Annotated in this window: 15 protein-coding genes; 9 read left to right on the top strand and 6 right to left on the bottom strand. The window is 69.2% G+C overall.

Translation table 11 applies throughout. The features are described 5' to 3' along the window. The first annotated feature begins 72 nt into the window (after positions 1–72). From ABZ707_RS29160 to ABZ707_RS29175, 4 genes are all read left to right on the top strand, one after another. A complete protein-coding gene (locus tag ABZ707_RS29160) occupies positions 73–1,461 on the top strand; it encodes an extracellular solute-binding protein (protein ID WP_360180575.1) in 1,389 nt (462 codons plus the stop codon). After that, positions 1,458–2,390 carry a sugar ABC transporter permease gene (locus tag ABZ707_RS29165; RefSeq protein WP_360180577.1) on the top strand — a complete coding sequence of 311 codons (933 nt, stop codon included), beginning with the start codon at positions 1,458–1,460 and terminating at the stop codon, positions 2,388–2,390. Before ABZ707_RS29160 ends, ABZ707_RS29165 begins: the two co-directional genes overlap by 4 nt. Beyond that, positions 2,387–3,301 carry a carbohydrate ABC transporter permease gene (locus ABZ707_RS29170; RefSeq protein WP_360180579.1) on the top strand — a complete coding sequence of 305 codons (915 nt, stop codon included), beginning with the start codon at positions 2,387–2,389 and terminating at the stop codon, positions 3,299–3,301. Before ABZ707_RS29165 ends, ABZ707_RS29170 begins: the two co-directional genes overlap by 4 nt. Positions 3,302–3,428: 127 nt before the next feature. Beyond that, positions 3,429–4,352 (top strand): alpha/beta hydrolase, encoded by a 924-nt coding sequence (locus tag ABZ707_RS29175; protein WP_360180581.1) that lies wholly within the window; start codon positions 3,429–3,431, stop codon positions 4,350–4,352. A gap of 80 nt (positions 4,353–4,432) precedes the next feature. Here the strand turns inward: ABZ707_RS29175 and ABZ707_RS29180 are convergent, their stop codons facing one another. Together ABZ707_RS29180 and ABZ707_RS29185 are read right to left on the bottom strand one after the other, a co-directional pair. Beyond that, entirely contained in the window at positions 4,433–5,404 is a 972-nt protein-coding gene (locus tag ABZ707_RS29180; RefSeq protein ID WP_360180583.1) for an aldo/keto reductase, read from the bottom strand. After that, positions 5,401–6,150, bottom strand: coding sequence for a pyridoxamine 5'-phosphate oxidase family protein (locus tag ABZ707_RS29185; protein ID WP_360180585.1), 750 nt, complete (start codon positions 6,148–6,150; stop codon positions 5,401–5,403). Before ABZ707_RS29185 ends, ABZ707_RS29180 begins: the two co-directional genes overlap by 4 nt. A 236-nt stretch (positions 6,151–6,386) precedes the next feature. Between ABZ707_RS29185 and ABZ707_RS29190 the strand changes: the two genes are divergently transcribed. Together ABZ707_RS29190 and ABZ707_RS29195 are read left to right on the top strand one after the other, a co-directional pair. Next, positions 6,387–7,232 carry an oxidoreductase gene (locus ABZ707_RS29190; RefSeq protein WP_360180587.1) on the top strand — a complete coding sequence of 282 codons (846 nt, stop codon included), beginning with the start codon at positions 6,387–6,389 and terminating at the stop codon, positions 7,230–7,232. 4 nt (positions 7,233–7,236) lie between these two features. Further along, the gene (locus ABZ707_RS29195; protein ID WP_360180589.1) at positions 7,237–7,872 is read left to right on the top strand and encodes a TetR/AcrR family transcriptional regulator; all 636 of its coding nucleotides are present in this window, start codon (positions 7,237–7,239) and stop codon (positions 7,870–7,872) included. A 95-nt stretch (positions 7,873–7,967) separates the two neighbouring features. Here the strand turns inward: ABZ707_RS29195 and ABZ707_RS29200 are convergent, their stop codons facing one another. The 3 genes from ABZ707_RS29200 to ABZ707_RS29210 form a co-directional block, all read right to left on the bottom strand. Further along, positions 7,968–10,037, bottom strand: a complete 2,070-nt coding sequence (locus ABZ707_RS29200; RefSeq protein WP_360180591.1) for a glycosyl hydrolase family 28-related protein — start codon at positions 10,035–10,037, stop codon at positions 7,968–7,970. A 316-nt stretch (positions 10,038–10,353) separates the two neighbouring features. Then, entirely contained in the window at positions 10,354–10,791 is a 438-nt protein-coding gene (locus ABZ707_RS29205) for a TIGR03618 family F420-dependent PPOX class oxidoreductase (protein WP_360180593.1), read from the bottom strand. Positions 10,792–10,876: 85 nt separating this feature from the next. Then, positions 10,877–13,627 (bottom strand): AAA family ATPase, encoded by a 2,751-nt coding sequence (locus ABZ707_RS29210; protein ID WP_360180595.1) that lies wholly within the window; start codon positions 13,625–13,627, stop codon positions 10,877–10,879. Between the two features lie 367 nt (positions 13,628–13,994). Here ABZ707_RS29210 and ABZ707_RS29215 point away from each other — a divergent pair, with 367 nt between their 5' ends. From ABZ707_RS29215 to ABZ707_RS29225, 3 genes are all read left to right on the top strand, one after another. Next, positions 13,995–14,966 (top strand): helix-turn-helix domain-containing protein, encoded by a 972-nt coding sequence (locus tag ABZ707_RS29215; protein WP_360180597.1) that lies wholly within the window; start codon positions 13,995–13,997, stop codon positions 14,964–14,966. Positions 14,967–15,289: 323 nt separating this feature from the next. Further along, complete coding sequence (locus tag ABZ707_RS29220) at positions 15,290–16,264, top strand: alpha/beta hydrolase (protein ID WP_360180599.1); 975 nt, start codon at positions 15,290–15,292, stop codon at positions 16,262–16,264. Between the two features lie 353 nt (positions 16,265–16,617). Beyond that, positions 16,618–18,312 (top strand): alpha-keto acid decarboxylase family protein, encoded by a 1,695-nt coding sequence (locus tag ABZ707_RS29225; protein WP_360180601.1) that lies wholly within the window; start codon positions 16,618–16,620, stop codon positions 18,310–18,312. Between the two features lie 141 nt (positions 18,313–18,453). Here ABZ707_RS29225 and ABZ707_RS29230 read toward each other — a convergent pair whose 3' ends face one another. Next, on the bottom strand, positions 18,454–19,905 hold the full coding sequence (locus ABZ707_RS29230; protein ID WP_360180603.1) for a multicopper oxidase family protein: 1,452 nt from the start codon (positions 19,903–19,905) through the stop codon (positions 18,454–18,456). Positions 19,906–20,028 lie beyond the last annotated feature (123 nt).

Genomic DNA, 20,028 nt, shown 5'->3' on the forward strand with positions numbered 1-20,028 from the left:
CCGCCGTCACCGCACCCGGGGCCCCCATCCGGCGCGTTACCTGTCCCACGCAAGAACAAGAAAGGCAAGACAATGAGGTCTTCCGGATCTCCCAGAGCCGGCCGACGCCGCACCGTGCTGCGCACCGCCGCGGCCGCGCTCTCCCTGGCCGCGGCGGCCGTACTGGCCGGCTGTGCCAGTGCCGACACCACCACCGGGCCGTCCGCCTCCTCGGCACCGGCGTTCAAGCCGGCCGCGCAGAAGGACGGTTCACAGATCACGGTGTGGGCCGACTCGACCCGGCTGCCGTCGGTGCAGGCGTACCAGACGTCGCACCCGGACGTGAAGATGAAGATCGTCACGTACGACGGCGGCGCCGACGGCTCCACATATCTCCAGTCGAAGGTGCAGCTCTTCGACCGGACCGGCAGCGGCTGGCCGGACGTGGTGTTCGGCTCGCCCACCGACGTGACCTGGGCGTCCGAGCCCACCAAGCCCGGCGCGCAGCCGTTCGCCGCGCCTCTGGACGACAAGCTCGTACCGAGCGCCACCCTGGACGGTTTCGCCAAGGGCTCTCTGACGCCCTGCCAGTTCAACGACCACACCTACTGCCTGCGCAATGACATCGCGCAGGTGGTCCTCTGGTACAACAAGACCCTCATGGACACGTGGGGATATCCGGTCCCCACCACCTGGGAGCAGTACCAGGCGCTGGGCAAGCGGGTGGCCAAGGAGCACCCCGGCTACCTGGTCGGCTCGGTCGGCGACACCAACTCCCACGAGTCGTACTTCTGGTCCGGCCAGTGCCCGGCGTTCAGCCTGGTGAAGCCGAACACTCTGCGCAGCGACCTGAAGGACGAGAAGTGCGTCCGCATGGCGAACCTGCTGGACGAGCTGATCTCCGCCAAGGCCGTCACCACCAAGGGTTTCTTCAGCCAGGGCTTCGCCAAGGACAGCGGCGACAAGGTGCTGATGGCGTACGGCCCGTCCTGGTACGGCCAGTATCTGTTCAAGGCGGCCTTCAAGGCTCCGGCCAAGCAGATCGCCGTGGCGCCCCCGCTGACCTGGCCGGGGGAGACCGAGCAGGCCACCGGCAATGTCGGCGGCGGTGTGTGGATGGTGTCCTCGCACAGCGCCAACCTGAAGGCGTCCTCGGATCTGGTCACCTGGCTGACCACCTCCGACGAGAACCAGGCGTCCGCGCCCACCTACCCGGCCTACACCAAGGCCGCCGAGGCGTGGCTGGCGAACCCCGCCAACAGCGACTACTTCGCCAACGATGTGAGCAAGCCCTTCCAGCAGGCCGCCGACGAGGTGTGGACCGGCTGGTCGAACACCAAGTTCTCGGATGCCACGGCCTGGTCCAGCGTTGTGCTGCCGGCCCTGACCTCGGGCAAGAGCCTGGCCTCCACGCTGCCGGCCTGGCAGCGGGAGATCGGTAACCAGGCTCGGGCCGAGGGGTACCAGGTGGTCGGCGAATGACCCTGCTGGAGACTGAGCGCGTCGCCGTCTCCACCCTCCGCCGCGGCACTGTGCCGCGGCGGAGGGGCCCCGGCCCCGCGGGCTACTTCTTCGTCGCCGGCTACGCGCTGCTGCTGCTCGCGTTCGGTGTCTTCCCGACCGCCTATTCGTTCTATCTGGCGCTCACCAACGACCGGGGCCAGTTCACCGGGTTCAACCAGTTCGTGAAGGTCGCCCAGGACTACCGTTTCGTCCCGGCCTTCAGCCATATGCTGCTCTACCTCGTCATGTGGCTGATCGTCCTGGTCGTCCTGGTGGTGCTGGTCGCGGTGGTCCTGCGCAGCCGGGTGCGGCCGGGCACCTCGGCGCTCTTCCGCTTCCTCTACTACATCCCCGGCGCCCTCGCCGGGGTCGCGAGCGTCCTGGTCTGGCTGTTCATGCTGGACCCGGACGTCAGCCCGGTGTCCTGGCTGCTCAACAGCATGGGCATGCACAGCTTCGCGGCCGTGCTCGCGCCCGGCAACCTGCCGCTGATCCTGATGCTGATCGCCTTCTGGACCGGCGCCGGCGGCTGGATGGTGGTGATGTACGGCGCGCTGAACAACATCCCGGACGAAGTGCTGGAAGCCGCCCGGATGGACGGCGCGGGGCCCTGGCGCACCGCCTGGCACATCCAGATCCCGATGATCCGGCAGTGGATCGTGTACATGGCGATCATGGCCTTCGCCACCGGCACCCAGCTCTTTGTCGAGCCCCAGTTGCTCCAGACGGCCAGCCTCGGGCGGGTGAGCCCCACCTGGTCACCCAATCAGCTCGCCTATGTCTACGCGTTCCAGCAGGGCGACTTCAACGGCGCCGCCGCCATCTCCGTCTTTCTGCTGGCGCTGGGACTCGTGGCCGCCGGTCTGCTGGTCGCCCGATCGAACCTGTTCAAGTTGGACGAGAAATGACCCAATCCGCTCTCCCGTCAACAGCCGCAGGCCGGCGCGTCCGGCCCTCCCGGGCCGTGTCCTTCCTGGTCGTGGGCGTTCTGCTGGCCGTGCTGCTGGTGTTCTTCGTACTGCCGGTGATCTGGCTGCTGCTCGCGCCGTCGAAGACCGCCGGCCAAGTGGTGCAGGACAATCCGCTGTCCTTCGGCTCGTTCCAGCAGATCGGCACCGCCTGGCGGCACCTGTTCGATTTCCAGGACGGCGCCATGGCCACCTGGCTGCGCAACTCGGCCGTCTACTCCGGCGGATCGCTCGTCCTGACGCTGGCCGTCAGCGTGCCGGCCGGCTACGCGCTGGCCCTGACGAAGTTCCGGGGCCGCAAGACCCTGCTGACAGTCACTCTGGTCACGATGATCATGCCGCAGGCCACCCTGGTCCTGCCGGTCTTCCTGGAACTGAACCGCTTCCATCTGATCGGCACCGTCTGGTCCGTGATCCTGCCCTTCTCCTTCTTTCCGTTCGGCGTGTACCTGGTCTACATCTACTTCGGCAGCAGCCTGCCCAGGGATCTTCTGTCGGCCGCGCGGATCGACGGCTGCACGGAGTGGCAGCTCTTCTCCCGCATCGCGCTGCCGCTGGCGAAACCCGTGGTGGGGCTGGTCGCGTTCTTCAGCTTCGTGGGCAACTGGAACAACTTCTTCCTGCCCTATCTCGTCCTGCCGAGCAGCGAGCAGTTCCCCGTCCAGGTGGGTCTGAACCAACTGCTGACCTCCACCCCGGCGTTCAACCCGGTGGCCGGTGCCGGTCTGAACATCACCATCCCGGAGCTGTCCCTGGCGATTCTCGTCGCCATCCTGCCCGTTCTGGTGCTCTTCCTGTTCTCCCAGCGCACGCTGGTGTCCGGGATGCTCGCCGGATCGACCAAGGAATGAGCGCCTTACGAGCGGACCCGCCGCTGGCCCCCGCCCGGCACCGGCTGCCGCTGGCCCCCGCCCGGCACCGGCTGCCGCCGGGCCCGGGTCGGCGGCGCTCCCCCGCCCGACGACTTCTGGAGCACCCTTGGAATCCGAGCCCGGCCACATCACCTGGCCACCGCCCGAACTCGCCGTACCACCGGTACAGCTTCCACCGACCGCCCCCGCCACCGGCGCCGACGGTGTACGCAGGTACGACGGCCTGAGTTATGCCACCAACTCCGGTTACCGGGCGCGGCTGCTCGATCTGTCCGTACCCGCCGTGACCGGACCCGCGCCGGTGGTGGTGTGGATCCACGGCGGCGCATGGATGGAGGGCGACCGGCGCCATCCCCCGCCGACCGTCAGCGCGGACCTGCTGTTCGGCTCCCTGCTCCGGGCCGGACTGGCCGTGGCCGCCATCGACTACCGCCATGCCCGCGAAGCGCCGTTCCCCGCCCAGTTGCACGACGTCAAGGCCGCCATCCGCTATCTGCGCCACTACGCCGGGCAGCTCGGGATCGACGGGACACGCATCGGTGTGTGGGGCGAGTCGGCCGGTGGTCACCTGGCCGCGCTCGCGGGACTGACCGGCGCGGGCCGTCCTCCGCTGGAGGGCACGGAGGGAGTCGCGGAGGGCGACACGACGGTCGCGGCGGTCGTGGACTGGTACGGGATCTCCGACCTGAGCCCGCTGCTGCCGGACGACCCCGGCCCCGACGACCCCTTCGCGACGCTGCTGGGCGGCGACCGGGCCGACCGGGCGCGCCGCGCGGCGGCGGCCAGCCCCGTCAGCTACGCGCGCTCGTCCGCGCCGCCCTTCCTGCTGATCCACGGAAGCCGGGACACACTCGTCCCGTTCGAACACAGCGAGCGGCTGGCCGGGCTCCTGCGGGCCGCCGGCAACGAGGTGGAACTCGTCTCCGTACCGGGCGCGGAACACATCTTCCTCAACGCCGATGTCGTGCCCCTCGTGGCCCGGAGCGTCGCCTTCCTCGCCCATCACCTGCGCCGTCCCGCGACCGCCTGAGCCGCGATCCGCTCGCCTCGGGAAGGGGCCTGGTCATGAGGGGAGCCGCCCGGCTTCCCCGGCGCCGGGCGGGCCCGCCGTCAGCGATTCAGCGGCGTCATGTCCGCATAGCGATTGCCCAGCGGGGCCGCGATCGAGCTCAGCCGGTCGATCTGCCCGGGGGTCAGCCGTACCCTGTCGGCTCCGGCGTCCTCCTCCAGACGGGACACATGCTTGGTCCCGGGGATCGGGGCGATGTCGTCGCCCCGGGAAAGCAGCCAGGCGAGCGCGACCTGGGCCGGCGTCACCCCGGCGTCCCGCGCCACGCTCTCCACCTCGTCGACGATGCGCAGGTTCTGCTCGAAGTTCCCTTCGGCGAAGCGCGGGTTGGTCCTGCGGAAGTCCCCGTCGGCCAGCTTCTCGGTGGAGCGGATGCGCCCGGTCAGAAAGCCCCGGCCGAGCGGGGAGTAGGGGACAAAGCCGATGCCGAGCTCCCGCAGCGTCGGCAGCACCTCCGCCTCGGGGTCCCGGGTCCACAGTGAGTACTCCGACTGGAGCGCGGTCACAGGACACACCGCGTGGGCGCGGCGAATGGTCTCGGGACCGGCCTCCGAGAGGCCGATGTGCCGGATCTTCCCTTCCCTCACCAGGTCGCCGAGCGCTCCCATCGTCTCCTCGATCGGCGTATCGGGGTCGACCCGGTGCTGGTAGTAGAGATCGATGTGGTCGGTGCCGAGCCTGCGGAGCGATCCTTCGAGAGCGAGCCGGACATTCTCCGGCGAACTGTCGAACCGCTGGGCGTCCGCGTCCGGGTGCGAGATGTAGCCGAACTTCGTGGCCAGCACCACCTGGTCGCGCCGACCGGCGATGGCCCGGCCCACCAGCTCCTCATTGGTGTAGGGGCCGTAGACCTCCGCGGTGTCCAGAAAGGTCACACCGAGGTCGAGCGCCCGGTGGATGGTGCGGATGGATTCCTTCATGTCTGTTCCGGCGCCGGTGTAGTACGCCGACATTCCCATGCAGCCGAGCCCGATGCGGGAGACGTCGAGACCGGCGAGCGAGATGTGTTTCATGAGTGGTGTCGTCCTTGGCGATCGGTGAGCCGTGTGCCGCCACCGCGCTTGCCCGGACGGGTCGACGCGGTGTCTATGCGACGGCCGCTGATACGGGCGGGGAAGATCGACAGCCACAGCGGACGGTCTCCTCCTGCCCAGGGTTCGGTGTATGCCTGCTGGTCCAGGCCGCGGGCGGCGGCGTCTCCGGTGACGGCACGCGCGGTGCCGACGACATTGACGCTCCAGCCCTTGCTCATCGCGTCGTCGATGTGGTCGACCTCGAAGGCGACTTCCTTGTCCGCCGCCTGGGCGGCCGCGGTGCCGGGTGCTGTTCGGTAGGTGACGGCTCCGTCGACGACGATGTAATTGACGGGAATGACGGCGGGGCCCTCACGAGTGGCCACCGCCACCCGGCCGACGCCATGGGTCGACAGCAGCGCCCGGCACTCTTCCTCGCTGAGTGTGATCAGCTCGGCATGGCGGGCCGCCCGGCCGATCCCGGAGGGCAGATCCGTCCCCGTGCCCGTCAATTCCCCGACGGTGGTCTCCAGTGCCTGGGCCAGCCTCAGCAGGAAACCGGTCCCCGGTGCGGCCTGCTGATCCTCGACGTACTGGATGTACTCGGGCGCCGATCCGGCGCGTTCGGCCGTCTCCTCACGGGTGAGCCCCAGTTGCTCACGGCGTGCCACGACCCGTCTGCCCAGGTCGCTGCGTGTCGGACTGGGCGTCCAGTCGTGTGTGTGGCGCTGCGTGTGGTCCGGCATGGTGGGCAACCACTTCCTTCGGGCCGTGTTGCCGCCTCCCCCGATCTCTCCAGCTTCTCGCACCGCATGCCGTGTCGCATGTCAGCGGAGCCCGGCCGTCGAGCCGTCGGCGCGCCGTCCGCTCCGAGTGGCCCGCGGCCCGGACGCGAGTAAACTGGTCGTACAGTTCAGTACCGTTCTGGATGTCGTTCAGCACAGCCGGCACGGCCGGGCCCTGTCCGGCCAAGGAGGTCATCATGAGTGTCTGGTTCATCACGGGAGCGTCGCGTGGTTTCGGGCTGGAGCTCGCGCGGCAGGCGCTCGCCGCGGGCCATCAGGTCGTCGCGACGGCACGCGACGCCGCGTCCATCAAGGATCAGCTTCCCGAGGGCGGCGACGCGCTGCTCGCCGTGGATCTCGATGTGACGGACGAGGCGCAGGCCGGGCAGGCCGTCCGGGCCGCGGTCGACGCCTTCGGCCGGATCGACGTCGTCGTCAACAACGCGGGCCGGGGGCTGCTGTCCGCCGTCGAGGAGGCGAGCGACGAGGCCGCGCGCTCGGTGTACGACGTCAATGTCTTCGGCACGCTCAATGTCCAGCGCGCGGTCCTGCCCGTACTGCGCGCCCAGCGTTCGGGACATCTCATCAACATCAGCTCGGTGGGAGGGCTCGTCGGCTCGCCGGGATGGGGCCTCTACAACTCGACGAAGTTCGCCGTCGAGGGCTTCACCGAGGCCCTCAGCAAGGAAGTCGCTCCTCTCGGAGTCCGGGTCACCCTGGTCGAGCCCGGTTACTTCAGGACGGACTTCCTCGACGGCACGAGCCTGCACACCGAGGGGTCGGTGATCCACGACTACGACGGGACCTCCGGCGCGATGCGCCGCACCGCCACACAGCGCAACCACGAGCAGCCGGGCGACCCGGTGAAGGCCGCCGCCGCGATTCTGCGGATCACCGAGGAGGAGCAGCCCCCGCTGCGCCTGCTCCTCGGCTCCGACGCGGTGACGAATGTGGAGGCCAAGGTGGACCAGTTGCGGGGCGACATCAACACCTGGCGGGAACTCTCCCTGTCCACCGACCACGACGACGTCCGGGCGGGCTGACCGGATGGTACTCGGGGAAAGCCCGGTTGCGGCGAGCGGGGCGCGCGGTATCCTCGCCCACCCCCGCTCGCCGCGCAGTCTGCGCGCGCACGGCGCCGCGATAGCCGCCACCGGGCAACTGCTGGACGAGGGCGGTCTGCCCGCGGTGACGGTGGACGCCATCGCCGAGCGCTCCGGAGTGAGCAAGGCGACCATCTACAAGCACTGGCCGTCCAAGACCGCGGTCGCCGCGGAGGCCTTCGGCACCCGGATGGCCGACGCGATCCCGCTTCCCGACACCGGGTCCGCCCGCGGCGATCTCGCCGAACAGGTCAGGCGGGTCAGCGCCTTCTACGCCAGCCGGGCCGGCACGGTCTTCTCCCAACTGCTCGCCGCCTGCGTCACCGACGCCGAAGCCGGCCCGTACTTCCGGCGGTTCTTCCTCTCGGGACGCCGGGACGCCATGCGCACCCTGTGGGAGCGGGCTCTGGACCGGGGCGAGGTGGATCCCTCCGTCGATGTCGAGACCGCCATCGATGTGCTCTTCGGCCCGCTCATCTTCCGGCTCATCTCCGGACACCGCCCCCTGACCGAGGAGAGCGCCGACGCGATCGCCGACGCGGCTCTCGACGGGCTGCTGAAAAAGCCGTCCTCTGGCTGACGTCGGACATCGGGCACGCGGTGCCCGGTTCGGCCGGCCGCCCGGGTCGGTCCCGGGCGGCCGGCCGGTCGTTCACCGCACGCGCCGGTCGCGCCTCACCATGCGGCGGGCGCGGGCGGTGCGACCACCGGCGGACGGTCGTCGCAGGTGATGGTGTTCGGCAGCTCCCACGGCGCCAGCCACGGCCCGGTGGTGCCGCCTCCGTCATTGCCGCCGAGATCCGTCAGCGAGAACTCCGAGCCTGCGGGTGTGAAGTTGAACGAACCGCAGTTGTTGACACCGACCGCGCCGACATTGCGCGCGTCCACATTCTCGAAGGACGCGGATCCCGCCACCCGGGCGCTGACCACCGAGGTGCCCGTGCCGTCGACCTTGATGTCCTTGAAGTGGACGTTGGTAATCGAGTAGAGGTCCTTCACCGGGAAGTCACTGACCAGCATCACCGCGTTGTAGGTGTTGTCGAGGAAGGTGTCCCCCACGACCTGGATGTCCGCGTCGATGTTCTTCTCCAGGGCGTAGAACCAGATGGCTCCCAGGCCGATGTTCCAGTTCAGCTCGTATGTACCGGCGCGGACCGTGGTGTTGTCGGTGATCCAGAGGTGTCCCCTGAACGCCTCGGCGCCGAAGCGGGAGCCGACCTGGATGGCGCTGCCCTCCCGGACCGGGTCGGCGACGAGGTTGTCCGAGATGGTGTTGTCGGTGCCGCCGTAGACGGCGATGCCATTCGCCAGGACCGGAGTCTGCACGGTGTTGTGGGCGAAGGTGTTGTGGGCGTTCGCGGTCTTCTCGGACCACATGGCGAGGCCGTCGTCGCCCGAATTGCGGATGAGGTTGTTGGACACGACCGAATGCGTGACGCCGGTGTGGAAGTTGAGGCCGTCGGCTATCTGGTCGGTGATGACGTTGTTGGTGATCCGCAGGTTTGTCATCGGGCCGTCGAACCACATGCCCACCTTGGTGTGGTGGATATAGAGGCCGTCGATGGTCGAGTCGCTCATCGCTCCGCCGACGCCGTTCACCTGGTCGGTGTCGACGCGCTCACGGACGTCGCCCTCGATCGCGAAGCCGGAGAGATGGACATTGGTACTGCCGCCGGCCGACGCGTCCTTGCCGTAGAAGCCGACGCCGGTGTGCACCGACCCGTCCGGCGCGGGCGTACCGAGCGCGATCTCGCGGCCCTTGATGATGGTGTACCAGCTACCGGCGCCCTCGATCGTCACCCTGTCGACGATGATGTGACGGTTCACCTGGTAGGTACCGGGCGGGACATACACCGTGAGGTGTTTGCGCTGGGCGAAGGCGATCGCCCTGTCGAACGCGTCGGCGGAGTCGCGCCGGCCGAGCGGGTCGGCTCCGAACGCCAGCACATTCGCCGCGACGAGCCTGGTGTGCGGCGCGCCGACGAGTTCCGAGTCGAGCAGATCGACGACCGTCTCCGTGGCTCCCCTCCCGACGGGCACCGTCAGCCGCACCGTGTCACCCGCGCGGTACTTCCGGCCCAGCAACAGGCGCTGCTCGTCGTAGAAGTGGTTCGGGCGGAACGGCTTGGCGATCGTCGGCGCCGGTGTGGTGGCGCTGGGCACACAGGAGCACTCGGTGATCCACCAGTCCGGTTGCAGCAGACCGGCGTTGGGGTCGTTCGAGAACGGATACTGGTTGTAGAGCCACGCGTACTTCGAGGTGAGGGTCATGGTGGTCCGGCTCTTGCCGTTCACCGTGACATCGAGCGGGGCGGTGATGCCACCGCCGTTGGGCGCGTCCGGGATGCTGTAGCGCACGGTGATGGCGTTGGCAGCGCTCGGCAGGACGAACTCGACGTATGTGCCCGGCGTGAGCTTGACCGCCTTACGGCCGGACGCCTCCGCCGGCAGTGTGTACGCCGTACGGTCCGGGCCGATGACCGTGCCGGTGGTCGTCGCGTTCTCGGCCTCCTGCTCGACGAACCCGAGATCCGCGCCCCGGCCCGCGACAAGCGACGGATCGAGGGCGGCGCGGGTCACCACGGGCGCCGGGGCGGTGTCCGCGCGTCCGTCGGCGAGCGCGGTGCCGCCGGTCTGCGTGCTCAGGCCGACAGTGGCCGCGATCAGCGCCGCGACCACCGTCACCACTCTTCGCCGCGGTCCCCCGGACCGTCTCGCGGCGCTTCCTCTGCTGCTCCGTGACATCGCGTGCTCGTTTCTCTCGGCAGGGTGAACACCCAGACGTCGAGGCGGAGCGGACGCCATGAGGGTGAGGTGACATTAGGACCCCAACACCCCATCCCACAAGGCTCATACAAGGTATTTTCGTACGCTTGCCGCCTTGCTGCAATTATCAGTTGGATTCTTGCAGCGGCTGCTCCGAGTCGTTGCGAAGTCGCCCAGTCGGCGGCCATCGGTGACACGGCAGGTGACGGGCCCCTTGCCCGATTTGGCCCGCTTATGACAATTCTTCGCCGCCCGGGTCACCCGTCCGGGCCCGCGAAGACCGACCGGACAGCTTTCAGTTGCTGTACACCCGGCGCGGCCGTACGAGAACAACGGTGCGGCGCTGCTCGGTCATCACACGGTCGTACTCCTCCCAGTCCTCGTGTTCGCCGCCCGCCGCCACGAACACCGCGCGCCGCAGCAGCCGTAGCCCCTCGGCGTCCAGCCAGGGCTGCGGATCGTCAGGACCGGCGAGCTGGGCGTCGCCCTCGACGGTCGCCCACCGCCAGCCGCTGCGGAAGGTCGCCGTCATCTGCGGTCTGGCCCGGAGGTTGGCCAGCTTCACCCTGCCGTAGGTGACAAAGGCCAGGACGGCCTCGTCCGTCGACGGATGGGCCAGCACTCCGGCGTTGACGAGCGAGGACTGGATGGTGGAGTCGGCCCGGAGTGTCGAGATCACCGCCAGCCCGCTTTCGTCCCGCCCGAGCGCGGCCGCCTCTTCCAGTGTCGTCATCGCTCTCCTCATCCGCGTGGTGGTGCCGTTCGGGGACCGGAGCCCCCGCACTCTCGTTCCGGAGCACACTCTCGTTCCGGAGCATTCAGTCGGCGTTCCTGAGCCGGTCCGGCAACTGCGCCCGGGAGCTTATCCCCAGTTTCGGGAAGATCCGGTACAGATGCGCGCCGATGGTCCGCGGCGACAAGTAGAGCTGCTCGCCGATCTCCCGGTTGGACAGACCTTCCGCCGCCAGACGGGCGATCTGCGACTCCTGCGGGCTGAGCCGGTCCCAGGCGCCCGGGTTGCGGCGCTCACTGCTCTCCCCCGAGGCGCGCAGTTCCTTGCGTGCGCGCTCACCCCACGGGAGGACACCGAGCGCGTCGAAGGACTCCCGGGCGAACCGGAGCGGCGTCCGCGCCTCCGTCGTACGGCGCCGGCGCCGCAGCCAGATCCCGTACGCCAGCATCAGCCGCGCCCGCGCCAGAGGCCAGTGCGTCATGTCGAGGTCCAGGGCCGCCCGGTAGAGCTCCTCCGCGTGTTCGTCGTCGGCGAGCAGGGCGCGGGCGTAGCCCAGATTCACCTGGATCAACTGCGCGTCGCTTCCGGAGACGGCCTTCTCCAGCTTTCTCAGCTCGGCGAGGGCGGCCTCGCGGTGCTCGCCGCGTACCGCGGCCTCGGCGAGATCTCCGATCGCCGCCGTCCGCAGGAACGGATGGGAGGCGGGGTCGGCCGGGGCGAACACGCGCCACAGGCAGTCGTACGCCTCGGACGGGTTGCCCGCGGCCAGGCTGGTGAGGCCCCTGGCGATCTGGATGGAGGCCAGACTGGAGTGGTGGGCCGTGGTCAGGGCCGCGCCCTCCGCCTCTCCCGCCAGGATCCGGGCGGTGTCCAGATCGCCGCGCAACGCCGCGAACTGGGCCTTGGCCGTCTTCGCGCCCGTGAGCCAACGCGGCTGCTGATTCTCCGTCGCGAGCTGCGCCGCCTCCTCCACCGCGGGCATGCCCACCGCCCAGTCCACGGTGTGGACCATGGTGAACGCCAGGGGCACAAGGGTCCCCGCCAGGAGGCCGAGTCTGCCCTGGGCCCGGAATTCGGCAGCGGCACGGCTGAGGAATCCGGCGGCCCGGTCGAAGGCGCCGATCAGGGTGGCCGCCGTGCCGAGTGTGGCGGCCGCGGCGGCGTCATAGCCGTCCTCCCGCGCCAGCCGGTCCAGGCGCTCCCGTACCTCCGTCCCGCGCTCCAGCGGGGTGGCGGCGGCCAGGGCGTACAGCAGGTCGGGGTCCAGCTCGGACACCGGTAGCGCTTCCACGGCCGCCACGATCCGTTCCCGAATCTCCCGGCCGGGGTCGGTCCACCAGCAGCGCTGGGCCGCTCCCTTGAGCAGCCGCAGGGCCAGCGCCGGGTCGCCCTCCGCGGCCGCTCGCCGGGCGGTCGAGATGATCAGGTGCAGCCGGGGCTCGCCCACCGACACGTCCACTTCCAGCGTTTCGCGCAGCAGCAGCCGCCGGGCCCGCTGGAGTGTGCCGAGTTGCAGCGGCTCGGCCTGCCGCAGCAGACCGAACGCCTGCTCGGTGTGGCCGAGTTCAAAGGCGAGTTCCGCCGCGTCGAGGAGTCGCGCGCCACGGCCGGAGGCCCGTTCGCTCAGCCTCGCGGCACGTTCCAGCGCCGTCACCGCCACCGTGATCGCGCCGCGGCCCCGTGCCCGCGCGGCCACCTCGTCCAGTCGTCGGGCCACCGCCTCGTCCCGGCGGCCGGTGGCCGCCGCCCGGTGCCACGCCTGCCGGTCGGGCTGACCGTCGAGCACCTGGGTCAGGGCCGCGTGCGCCGCGAGCCGGTCCGCGAGCGGCGCGGCCTGGAGGACGGCGGAACGGACCAGGGGGTGACGAAAGCTCATCCGGAGTTCGTCGGCGTCGAGCAGCCGGGCCTCCACGGCGGGCGCCAGCGCCTGCTCCGAGACCTTGGTACCGGTGAGAACGGAGGTGGCCGCCAGCACTTCGGCGGACGCGCCCTCCTCGTCGGCGGCGGCGACGAGCAGCAGCCGCCGGGTGTCGGACGGCAGATCGTGGACGCGGGAGGCGAAAGCCTCCTCCAGCCGGGCGGTGAGCGGCACGGGCGTCGAGGTCAGGAAGTCCGCGACGGGCCGGTCGTCGCTCAGTGCGAGGGGGAGCTCGATCAGCGCCAGGGGGTTGCCCGCGGCCGCTTCCAGCACGCGCCGGCGGGCCCCGGCCGCCAGCGCGGGCGCCCGGTCGTGCAGGAGCGCCTCGGCCGCCGCGGGATCGAGGGAGCGCAGTCGCAGTTCCGGGATCCCGCAGACGTCCAGCGGGCCCGCGTGGCCGTCGCGGAGGCCGATCAGCAGGCCGATCGGTTCGGCGCCCAGCCTGCGGGCGATAAAACCCAGGACGTCCAGCGTCGGCATGTCGAGCCATTGCGCGTCGTCCACCACGAGGAGCAGGCGCCCCCGCGTCGATGCCTCGTCCAGCAGATTGAGGGTGGCGAGCGCGATGATGAAGAACTGGGGCACCGCTGCGTCGGCGAAGGAGCCCGCCATGCCGAAGGCTCCGAGCAGCGCGTCCGACTGCACTGGGGGGAGCCCCTTCACACCGTCGAGCAGCGTCCGCACCAACTGGTGCAGACCCGCGAACGGAAGCTGTGCCTCCGACTGGACCCCGGCCGCGGTCAGCACCGTCACTCCGGCGTCCGCGGCGTCCGACGCGGCGCGCGCGAGCAGCGCCGACTTCCCGATTCCGGGCTCCCCGCGGAGCAGCAGGGCGGCGCCGCGCTCCGGCAGCAGCTCGATCAGGGCGTTGACGACGCCGATCTCATGATCCCGCCCGAAAAGCACGCTTCCTGCCACTCGGCCTTCCTTCCTGCGCCGGAATGAGTGGCCGGGGCCCCTGGTCAGCGGCCAGACGCCACGGCCGAGCGGTATGTCCGATCGTACGCCGCCGAAATGGAGGCCCTTCCTCCGGCCGGTGCCGGACGCCGGGCGGATCGGACAGGCCGGGCAGCCGCCGCGACTGATGGTCATTCCCGCGTCGGATGACTGAGGACGGCAGGGTCCCGGCGCGTGCAGGCTCCGTTGCGGGGTCGGCTCTCCGTGCCACGGGGGCCGGCCGAGGCGATGCGCGCCCTTCCCTTTCCGGGACCGGGTCCTTTCCGGGACCGGGTCCCTCCGGAGGCCGGGCCGCCGCTCCACCGTTCGCTTCCGTATCGGAGACCCTGTGAGTTTGCTGTTGACCACCGCGTCCGTACCGGATGAGCACAAAATCGCGTACTGGAGCGCAGCAGTCGACAGAACACTGGGACCCCTGGTGGTGACGCGCTGGGAGCCGGCGCCGTTCGCGGGCCGGATCAGATCCGACCGGCTCGGGCACCTCCGGGTCGTCACCGTCGAGTCCGAACCGCAGCGGATGCGGCGGACACCGGAGCTGATCAAGCGATCGTCCGAGGGGTGTGTCGGCCTCGCCGTTCAGGCCCGGGGCACCGCGTCGCTGGTCCAGGAGGGCCGCAGCACCGTGGTACGGGAGACGGAGCTGGTGATCTACGACACGGCGCGGCCGTACTCCTTCGACTACCCGGACCCCTTCCGGGTCCATGTGATCCATATGCCCCGCCGAGCGCTGGGCGTGCCGGACAGCGAACTCAGGCAGGTGACCGGCACCTCGATCAGTCCGGCCCAGGGCGTCGCCGCGCTGCTCGGCCCGTTCCTCACCACTCTGGCCACCTCGGCACACCCCCACGATCCGGGGGTCGGCGACCGGCTGGCGGGCAACCTCATGGATCTGCTGGCCACTCTCGTCTTCGAACTGGCGAGGCCGGTGGTGGACCGCGACACCACACGCGGCTGTCTGATCCGCCGCGTGCGGCACTACATCAACCGGAATCTGCGCGATCCGGCGCTCGCGCCCGAGATGATCGCCGAGGCTCACCAGATATCCGTGCGCTATCTGCACCGGCTCTTCGAAGGCGAAGGCATCACGGTCAGCCGGTTCATCCAGCGCCGTCGCCTTGAGGAGTGCGGTCGGGAGCTGGCGCGGCGCGGCCATACGAGCCAGACCGTTTCCGCGGTGGCGGAGCGCTGGGGATTCACCAACCCGGCGCACTTCAGCCGCGCTTTCCGGTCGGCGTACGGAATGTCTCCCCGCGCATGGCGGAACAGCCGGACCCAGCAGGGCGATTCCACCCCGTCGTAGCCGCGCCGGCCGACCGCGCCGGAAACGGTGAACGCCACGAGCGGAACACACCAGCGCGGGGATCCGTGGGCCCCTACCCGACCCAACAGCGTTCGCCCAGTGGGTTCCTGAGGCCCGTCCCTCCACCTGGACGGCACAACTCGGACGTTCCACAGGTCAGCGGAGGCCCCCACCGCCGGGGGCTCCGCCGCGCCGTGCACGCAGAGGCAAGTGCCGGGCACTGCACGCATATTTCAGCAGATATCGTGAGTGTGTTCGTGCAGAGGCACGCCCTCTCCCCACTATTTCGCCGCGCTCTTTACGGCGAGTTTCGAGGCAGATACATGTCCGTGAACCCCATTCCGCCGGCTCCGGTGCTGGAGCCCGCCGGCGAAGCGTTCTCGAAGGCCACGGCCAATCCGCCGTACCTCTTCGACCTGGCGCCGGCCGAAGGACGGAAAACGGTCGACGAGGTGCAGTCCGGCGACATAGCCAAGCCGGAGATCGACGAGGAGTGGATCACCGTCGACGGCGGGCCGACCGGCTCGGTGAAGGCCCGGATCGTGAAGCCGAAGGGTGCGACGGGGACGCTTCCCGTCCTCATCTACATCCACGGCGCGGGCTGGGTCTTCGGCAACGCCCACACGCACGACCGGCTCGTCCGCGAACTGGCCGTGGGCGCGAACGCCGCCGTCGTCTTCCCCGAGTACGACCTCTCCCCCGAGCACCGCTACCCCACCGCCATCGAGCAGAACTACGCGGTCGCCCAGTGGGTCGTCAGGGACGGCGCCACAAAGGGTCTGGACGCCTCCCGCATCGCGGTCGCCGGCGACTCGGTGGGCGGCAACATGACCGCCGCCCTCACCCTGATGGCCAAGGAGCGCGGGGACATCCCGCTGGTCCAGCAGGTGCTCTTCTACCCGGTCACCGACGCGTCGTTCGACACCGGCTCGTACCACCAGTTCGCCGAGGGCTACTTCCTGCGCCGCGACGGCATGCAGTGGTTCTGGGACCAGTACACGACCGACCCCGCCCAGCGCGCCGAGATCACCGCCTCGCCGCTGCGCGCCACCACCGAGCAGCTCACCGGCCTGCCGCCGGCACTCGTCATCACCGGCGAGGCCGACGTCCTGCGCGACGAGGGCGAGGCGTACGCCAACAAGCTCCGCCAGGCCGGCGTACCCGTAACCGCGGTCCGCTACCAGGGCATCATCCACGACTTCGTGATGCTCAACGCGCTGCGCGAGACACACGCCGCCGAGGCCGCCATCACCCAGGCGATCGGCACCCTGCGCACGGCGCTGCACCCGGCCGTCTGACAGGGCGCGGACCAACCGGGCCTCGCGGCGAGGACTTTGACCGCCGCTCCGCCCGGCGCACCGGGGCGGGTCTGGACGCATCCGTGTCCCGGCCCGCCCCGGTCGGGCTCCGAAGACCCATGTCGCAGGCCCCCGGCCGACGGCCGCGCTCGGGAAGCGGATCCGCGGCCCCCCTCGCCGCCACGCCACACCCAGAAATTAGGAAGTACGGAAAATCCCCTTAAAGGGTGGTACTGATTGTTCTCCTGTGCTGTTTCCCGCTTTCCCCGCCTCTTGTTTTCCCGATGTCCCGAACCGCCCGTTCCAACGCCCCGCCCACGCGGCGGAATCCGCGGCAAGAGAGGTTTTCCTTCATGGCAACGTGCACCGTCGGTGAGTATCTGCTGATGCGGCTTCGGGAGATCGGAGTCCGCCGCGTTTTCGGTGTGGCAGGCGACTACGTCATGGAGTTCCTGGACCAGATCGAGGCGATGGAGGGCATCGACTGGGTGGGAAATCGCAATGAGCTCAATGCCGCGTACGCCGCTGACGGGTACGGCCGGCTGAACGGAATCTCCGCACTGGTCACGACCTTCGGTGTCGGCGAGCTGAGCGCGATCAACGGTGTCGCCGGCTCGTTCGCCGAATCAGTGCCGGTCGTGACGATCGTCGGCACTCCGGCGACGTTCGTCGTCGAGTCCAGGGCGCTGGTGCACCACACGCTCGGAGACGGCGATTTCACTCATTTCTCGACCTGCATGAGTGAGTTCTCGGTCGTTCAGGCACGGCTGAACCGGGACGGCGCCGCCTCCGAGATCGATCGAGCGCTGCGCGTCTGCTGGTTGCAGAAGCGACCTGTCTATCTGATGCTGCCGTCTGACGTGGCCTATCTGCCGATCGAGCCACCGACCGAGCCACTGCTGTTGTCAGAGCCTTCCAGCGACCCGCGCCGGCTCATGACCTTCACGGAGGAGGCGGCGGGCCGGCTGCGTGCCGCCCGTACGGCCGCCGTCCTGATCGGCCACGAGGTCGACCGGTATCACCTCGCTCCGCAATTGATGCGGACGGCCGAGAAGATCGGCTGCCCCGTGGCCTCACTGAGCAGTGGCAAAGGAATTTTCCCCGAGGACCACGATCAGTACATCGGCGGGTACGCCGGAAAGCTCAGCGAGCCCAGTGTCAGAACGACCATCGAGAGCGCCGACTGCCTGATCACCGCCGGTGTGAGGTTCACCGATTCCACCTCCGGCGGCTTTACGCAGACCATCGACCAGTCCCGGGTCATCGAAATGCATCCGTTCTCCGCGAGTATCGGCCATGTGCAGTACGCGCATGTCTCCATGAAGGACGCCCTGAGCGCCCTTCACGCGGCTGACGCTCCCGCGCACAGCATGGGAGACATCCCGTCGCTCTACCAGCGCGATGTCCGCACCGGTACCGCCTATCGGCCGGAAGAGGCGGCGCCGCTCGTCCAGAAACGGTTCTGGCAGCAGATGCAGGCGTTTCTCAGACCCGGAGACGTGCTTGTCGCCGATCAGGGAACGTCCTATTTCGGAGCCGCCGAGCTCGCCTTCCCCCACGACTGTGTCTTTGTCGGACAGCCGTTGTGGGGATCGATCGGCTATACGCTCCCGGCCTTGCTGGGCACCATGCTCGCGGCTCCCGAACGCCGGCACATTCTGGTGATCGGCGACGGCTCCTTCCAACTGACCGCTCAGGAGCTCTCCACAATCCTGCGGCACCGGCTCACCCCCGTCATCATCCTCATCAACAATGACGGTTACACCGTCGAGCGCACCATCCTCGGCGCGACCGCCGAATACAACGACATCCCTCGCTGGCGCTACAGCGAACTGGTCGATGTCTTCACCACCGCGCCCGACCGCGCCATCGGCATCAGCGCCCGGACCGAGGACGAGTTCGCGGCAGCGCTCGACGCGGCCGGCGAACACCGGGACCGGCTCGCGTTCATCGAGGTGACGATGGACCGTATGGACGCGCCCGAGAACCTCGTCAAGCTGGGCAAGGCGTTCGCGAACGAGGACTACCGCCACGCGCCCGTCTCCTGAAGGCCGTCCCGGTCCACCGGGACACACCGGAGGCCGGCCGGCGGATCACTCCACCGGCCGGCCTCCGTACCGTCTGACCGCTTCCGGCCGGTGACGACTCCGGCGCGGGCCCGTCCACACCCGGGAAGAGCCCGCGGTCCGTCACTTGACGATCTCCAGGACCGCCATCATGCCCCCGTCCTCGTGGTTGAGGATGTGGCAGTGCAGGACGGTTTTCCCGGTGTAGTCGAGGAAGTGATTCCGCACCACGATCCGTCCTCTGGCGGGGACGTTCGCGGTGTCCTGCATGCTGCGGGCCTGGTACGGGCGGCCGTTGACGCTCATGAGCTGGAAGTGGTTGGTGTGCACATGGAAGGAGTGTTCTTCGTCGCTGTCGTTTCTGACGGTCCACTCCTCCACGGTGTTCACTCGGGACCGGACGTCCACCCGGTCCGGGTCGAACCGCTTGCCGTTGATGTAGAACAGCGTCCCCGCCTTGTTCTCGGAGAAGACCATGGTGCGCCGGGCAGCGAGCTTGGCATCGCTCAGATCCACTCTCGGCGCGAAGGCCGCGGGCAGCGCCACCGGTGGCACTTCTTCGCCTTCGGACACCAGGGTGGCCAGTCGCACCTTCGGAAACTGGTTGCCGGCGGATCCGGTGCTGTACGCGAGCGTCTGCAACTGCGTACTGCCGCGCGGCCCGCCCCGTACGAGCACGTCGTACCGGGCGCCCGACGCGATGACGAGCGAGTCCGCCTTCCAGATCCGGTCGACGGGACTGGCGTCCTGGGCGATGACCTGGAACTGCTGCCCCTGTAGATGGACTTTGTAGTAGATGTTGGCGCTGATATTGGCCAGCCGCCACAGTTGGTACTCACCCGGGCGGATGCTGATGGTCGGTGTGAGCTGGCCGTTGACCGTGCGATTGGTCGCTCCGCCGATCCGCAGATTCCTGGTTCTGACCTCGTCACCCTCGACCTGGAAGTCCTTGAGCGCGACGACATGCTCGGTGATGTTCCGCAGGGCGGGCGGCAGATACCGCTTCAGACCCTCGACGACGATCACACCGGACATCCCCCCGGCGACCTGGGGCGCGGACATCGGGTGCGCGTGCGAGTGGTACCAGTAGGTCCCGGGCTTGATGGTCTTGAGGAATTTGTACGCGTAGTGAAACGTCTCGCCGGGGTGGATATGGATGAAGACATTGTCGGAATTGCCGGACGGGGACACATGCAGCCCGTGCACATGCAGATTCGTGTACTTGTCCAGCCGGTTCCGCACCTCCAGCTCCATCCTGTCGCCCGGCTGGATCCGCAGAGTGGGCGGCATATAGCGGCCGTTGTACGTGAGCGCCCAGAGCTTGCGGCCGGCCACATCGACCTTGCGCCTGCTCACATCGAGCCGCGCGCGCAGCACACCGCCGCGGCTCACCAGCTCTTCCGGGTCCTTGAGCGGGGCGCCCGCCCGCACCGGCGTTGCCTCCGCCCGGCCGGCGCCACTGCCGGTGCGGGTGTCCGTATCGGTACCACCGCCACTGCCGCAGCCGCTCACCGCGACAGCACAGGCCAGGAGCAGCCCGGCCACGAGGCGGGTCAGCGTGTGTCGGGACCGCATCGCACCTCCAGATGTCCGGCGGTCCCGGCCGGGGCCGCGACCACGGAGAAGCGGGCCATACGCATGCGTACTCTCCCAACGGTGGACAAGGGTGTCGGGCAGAGCACACCCGATGGGTGTTCC

Source organism: Streptomyces sp. NPDC006923, from assembly GCF_040635655.1.
GTDB lineage: Bacteria > Actinomycetota > Actinomycetes > Streptomycetales > Streptomycetaceae > Streptomyces.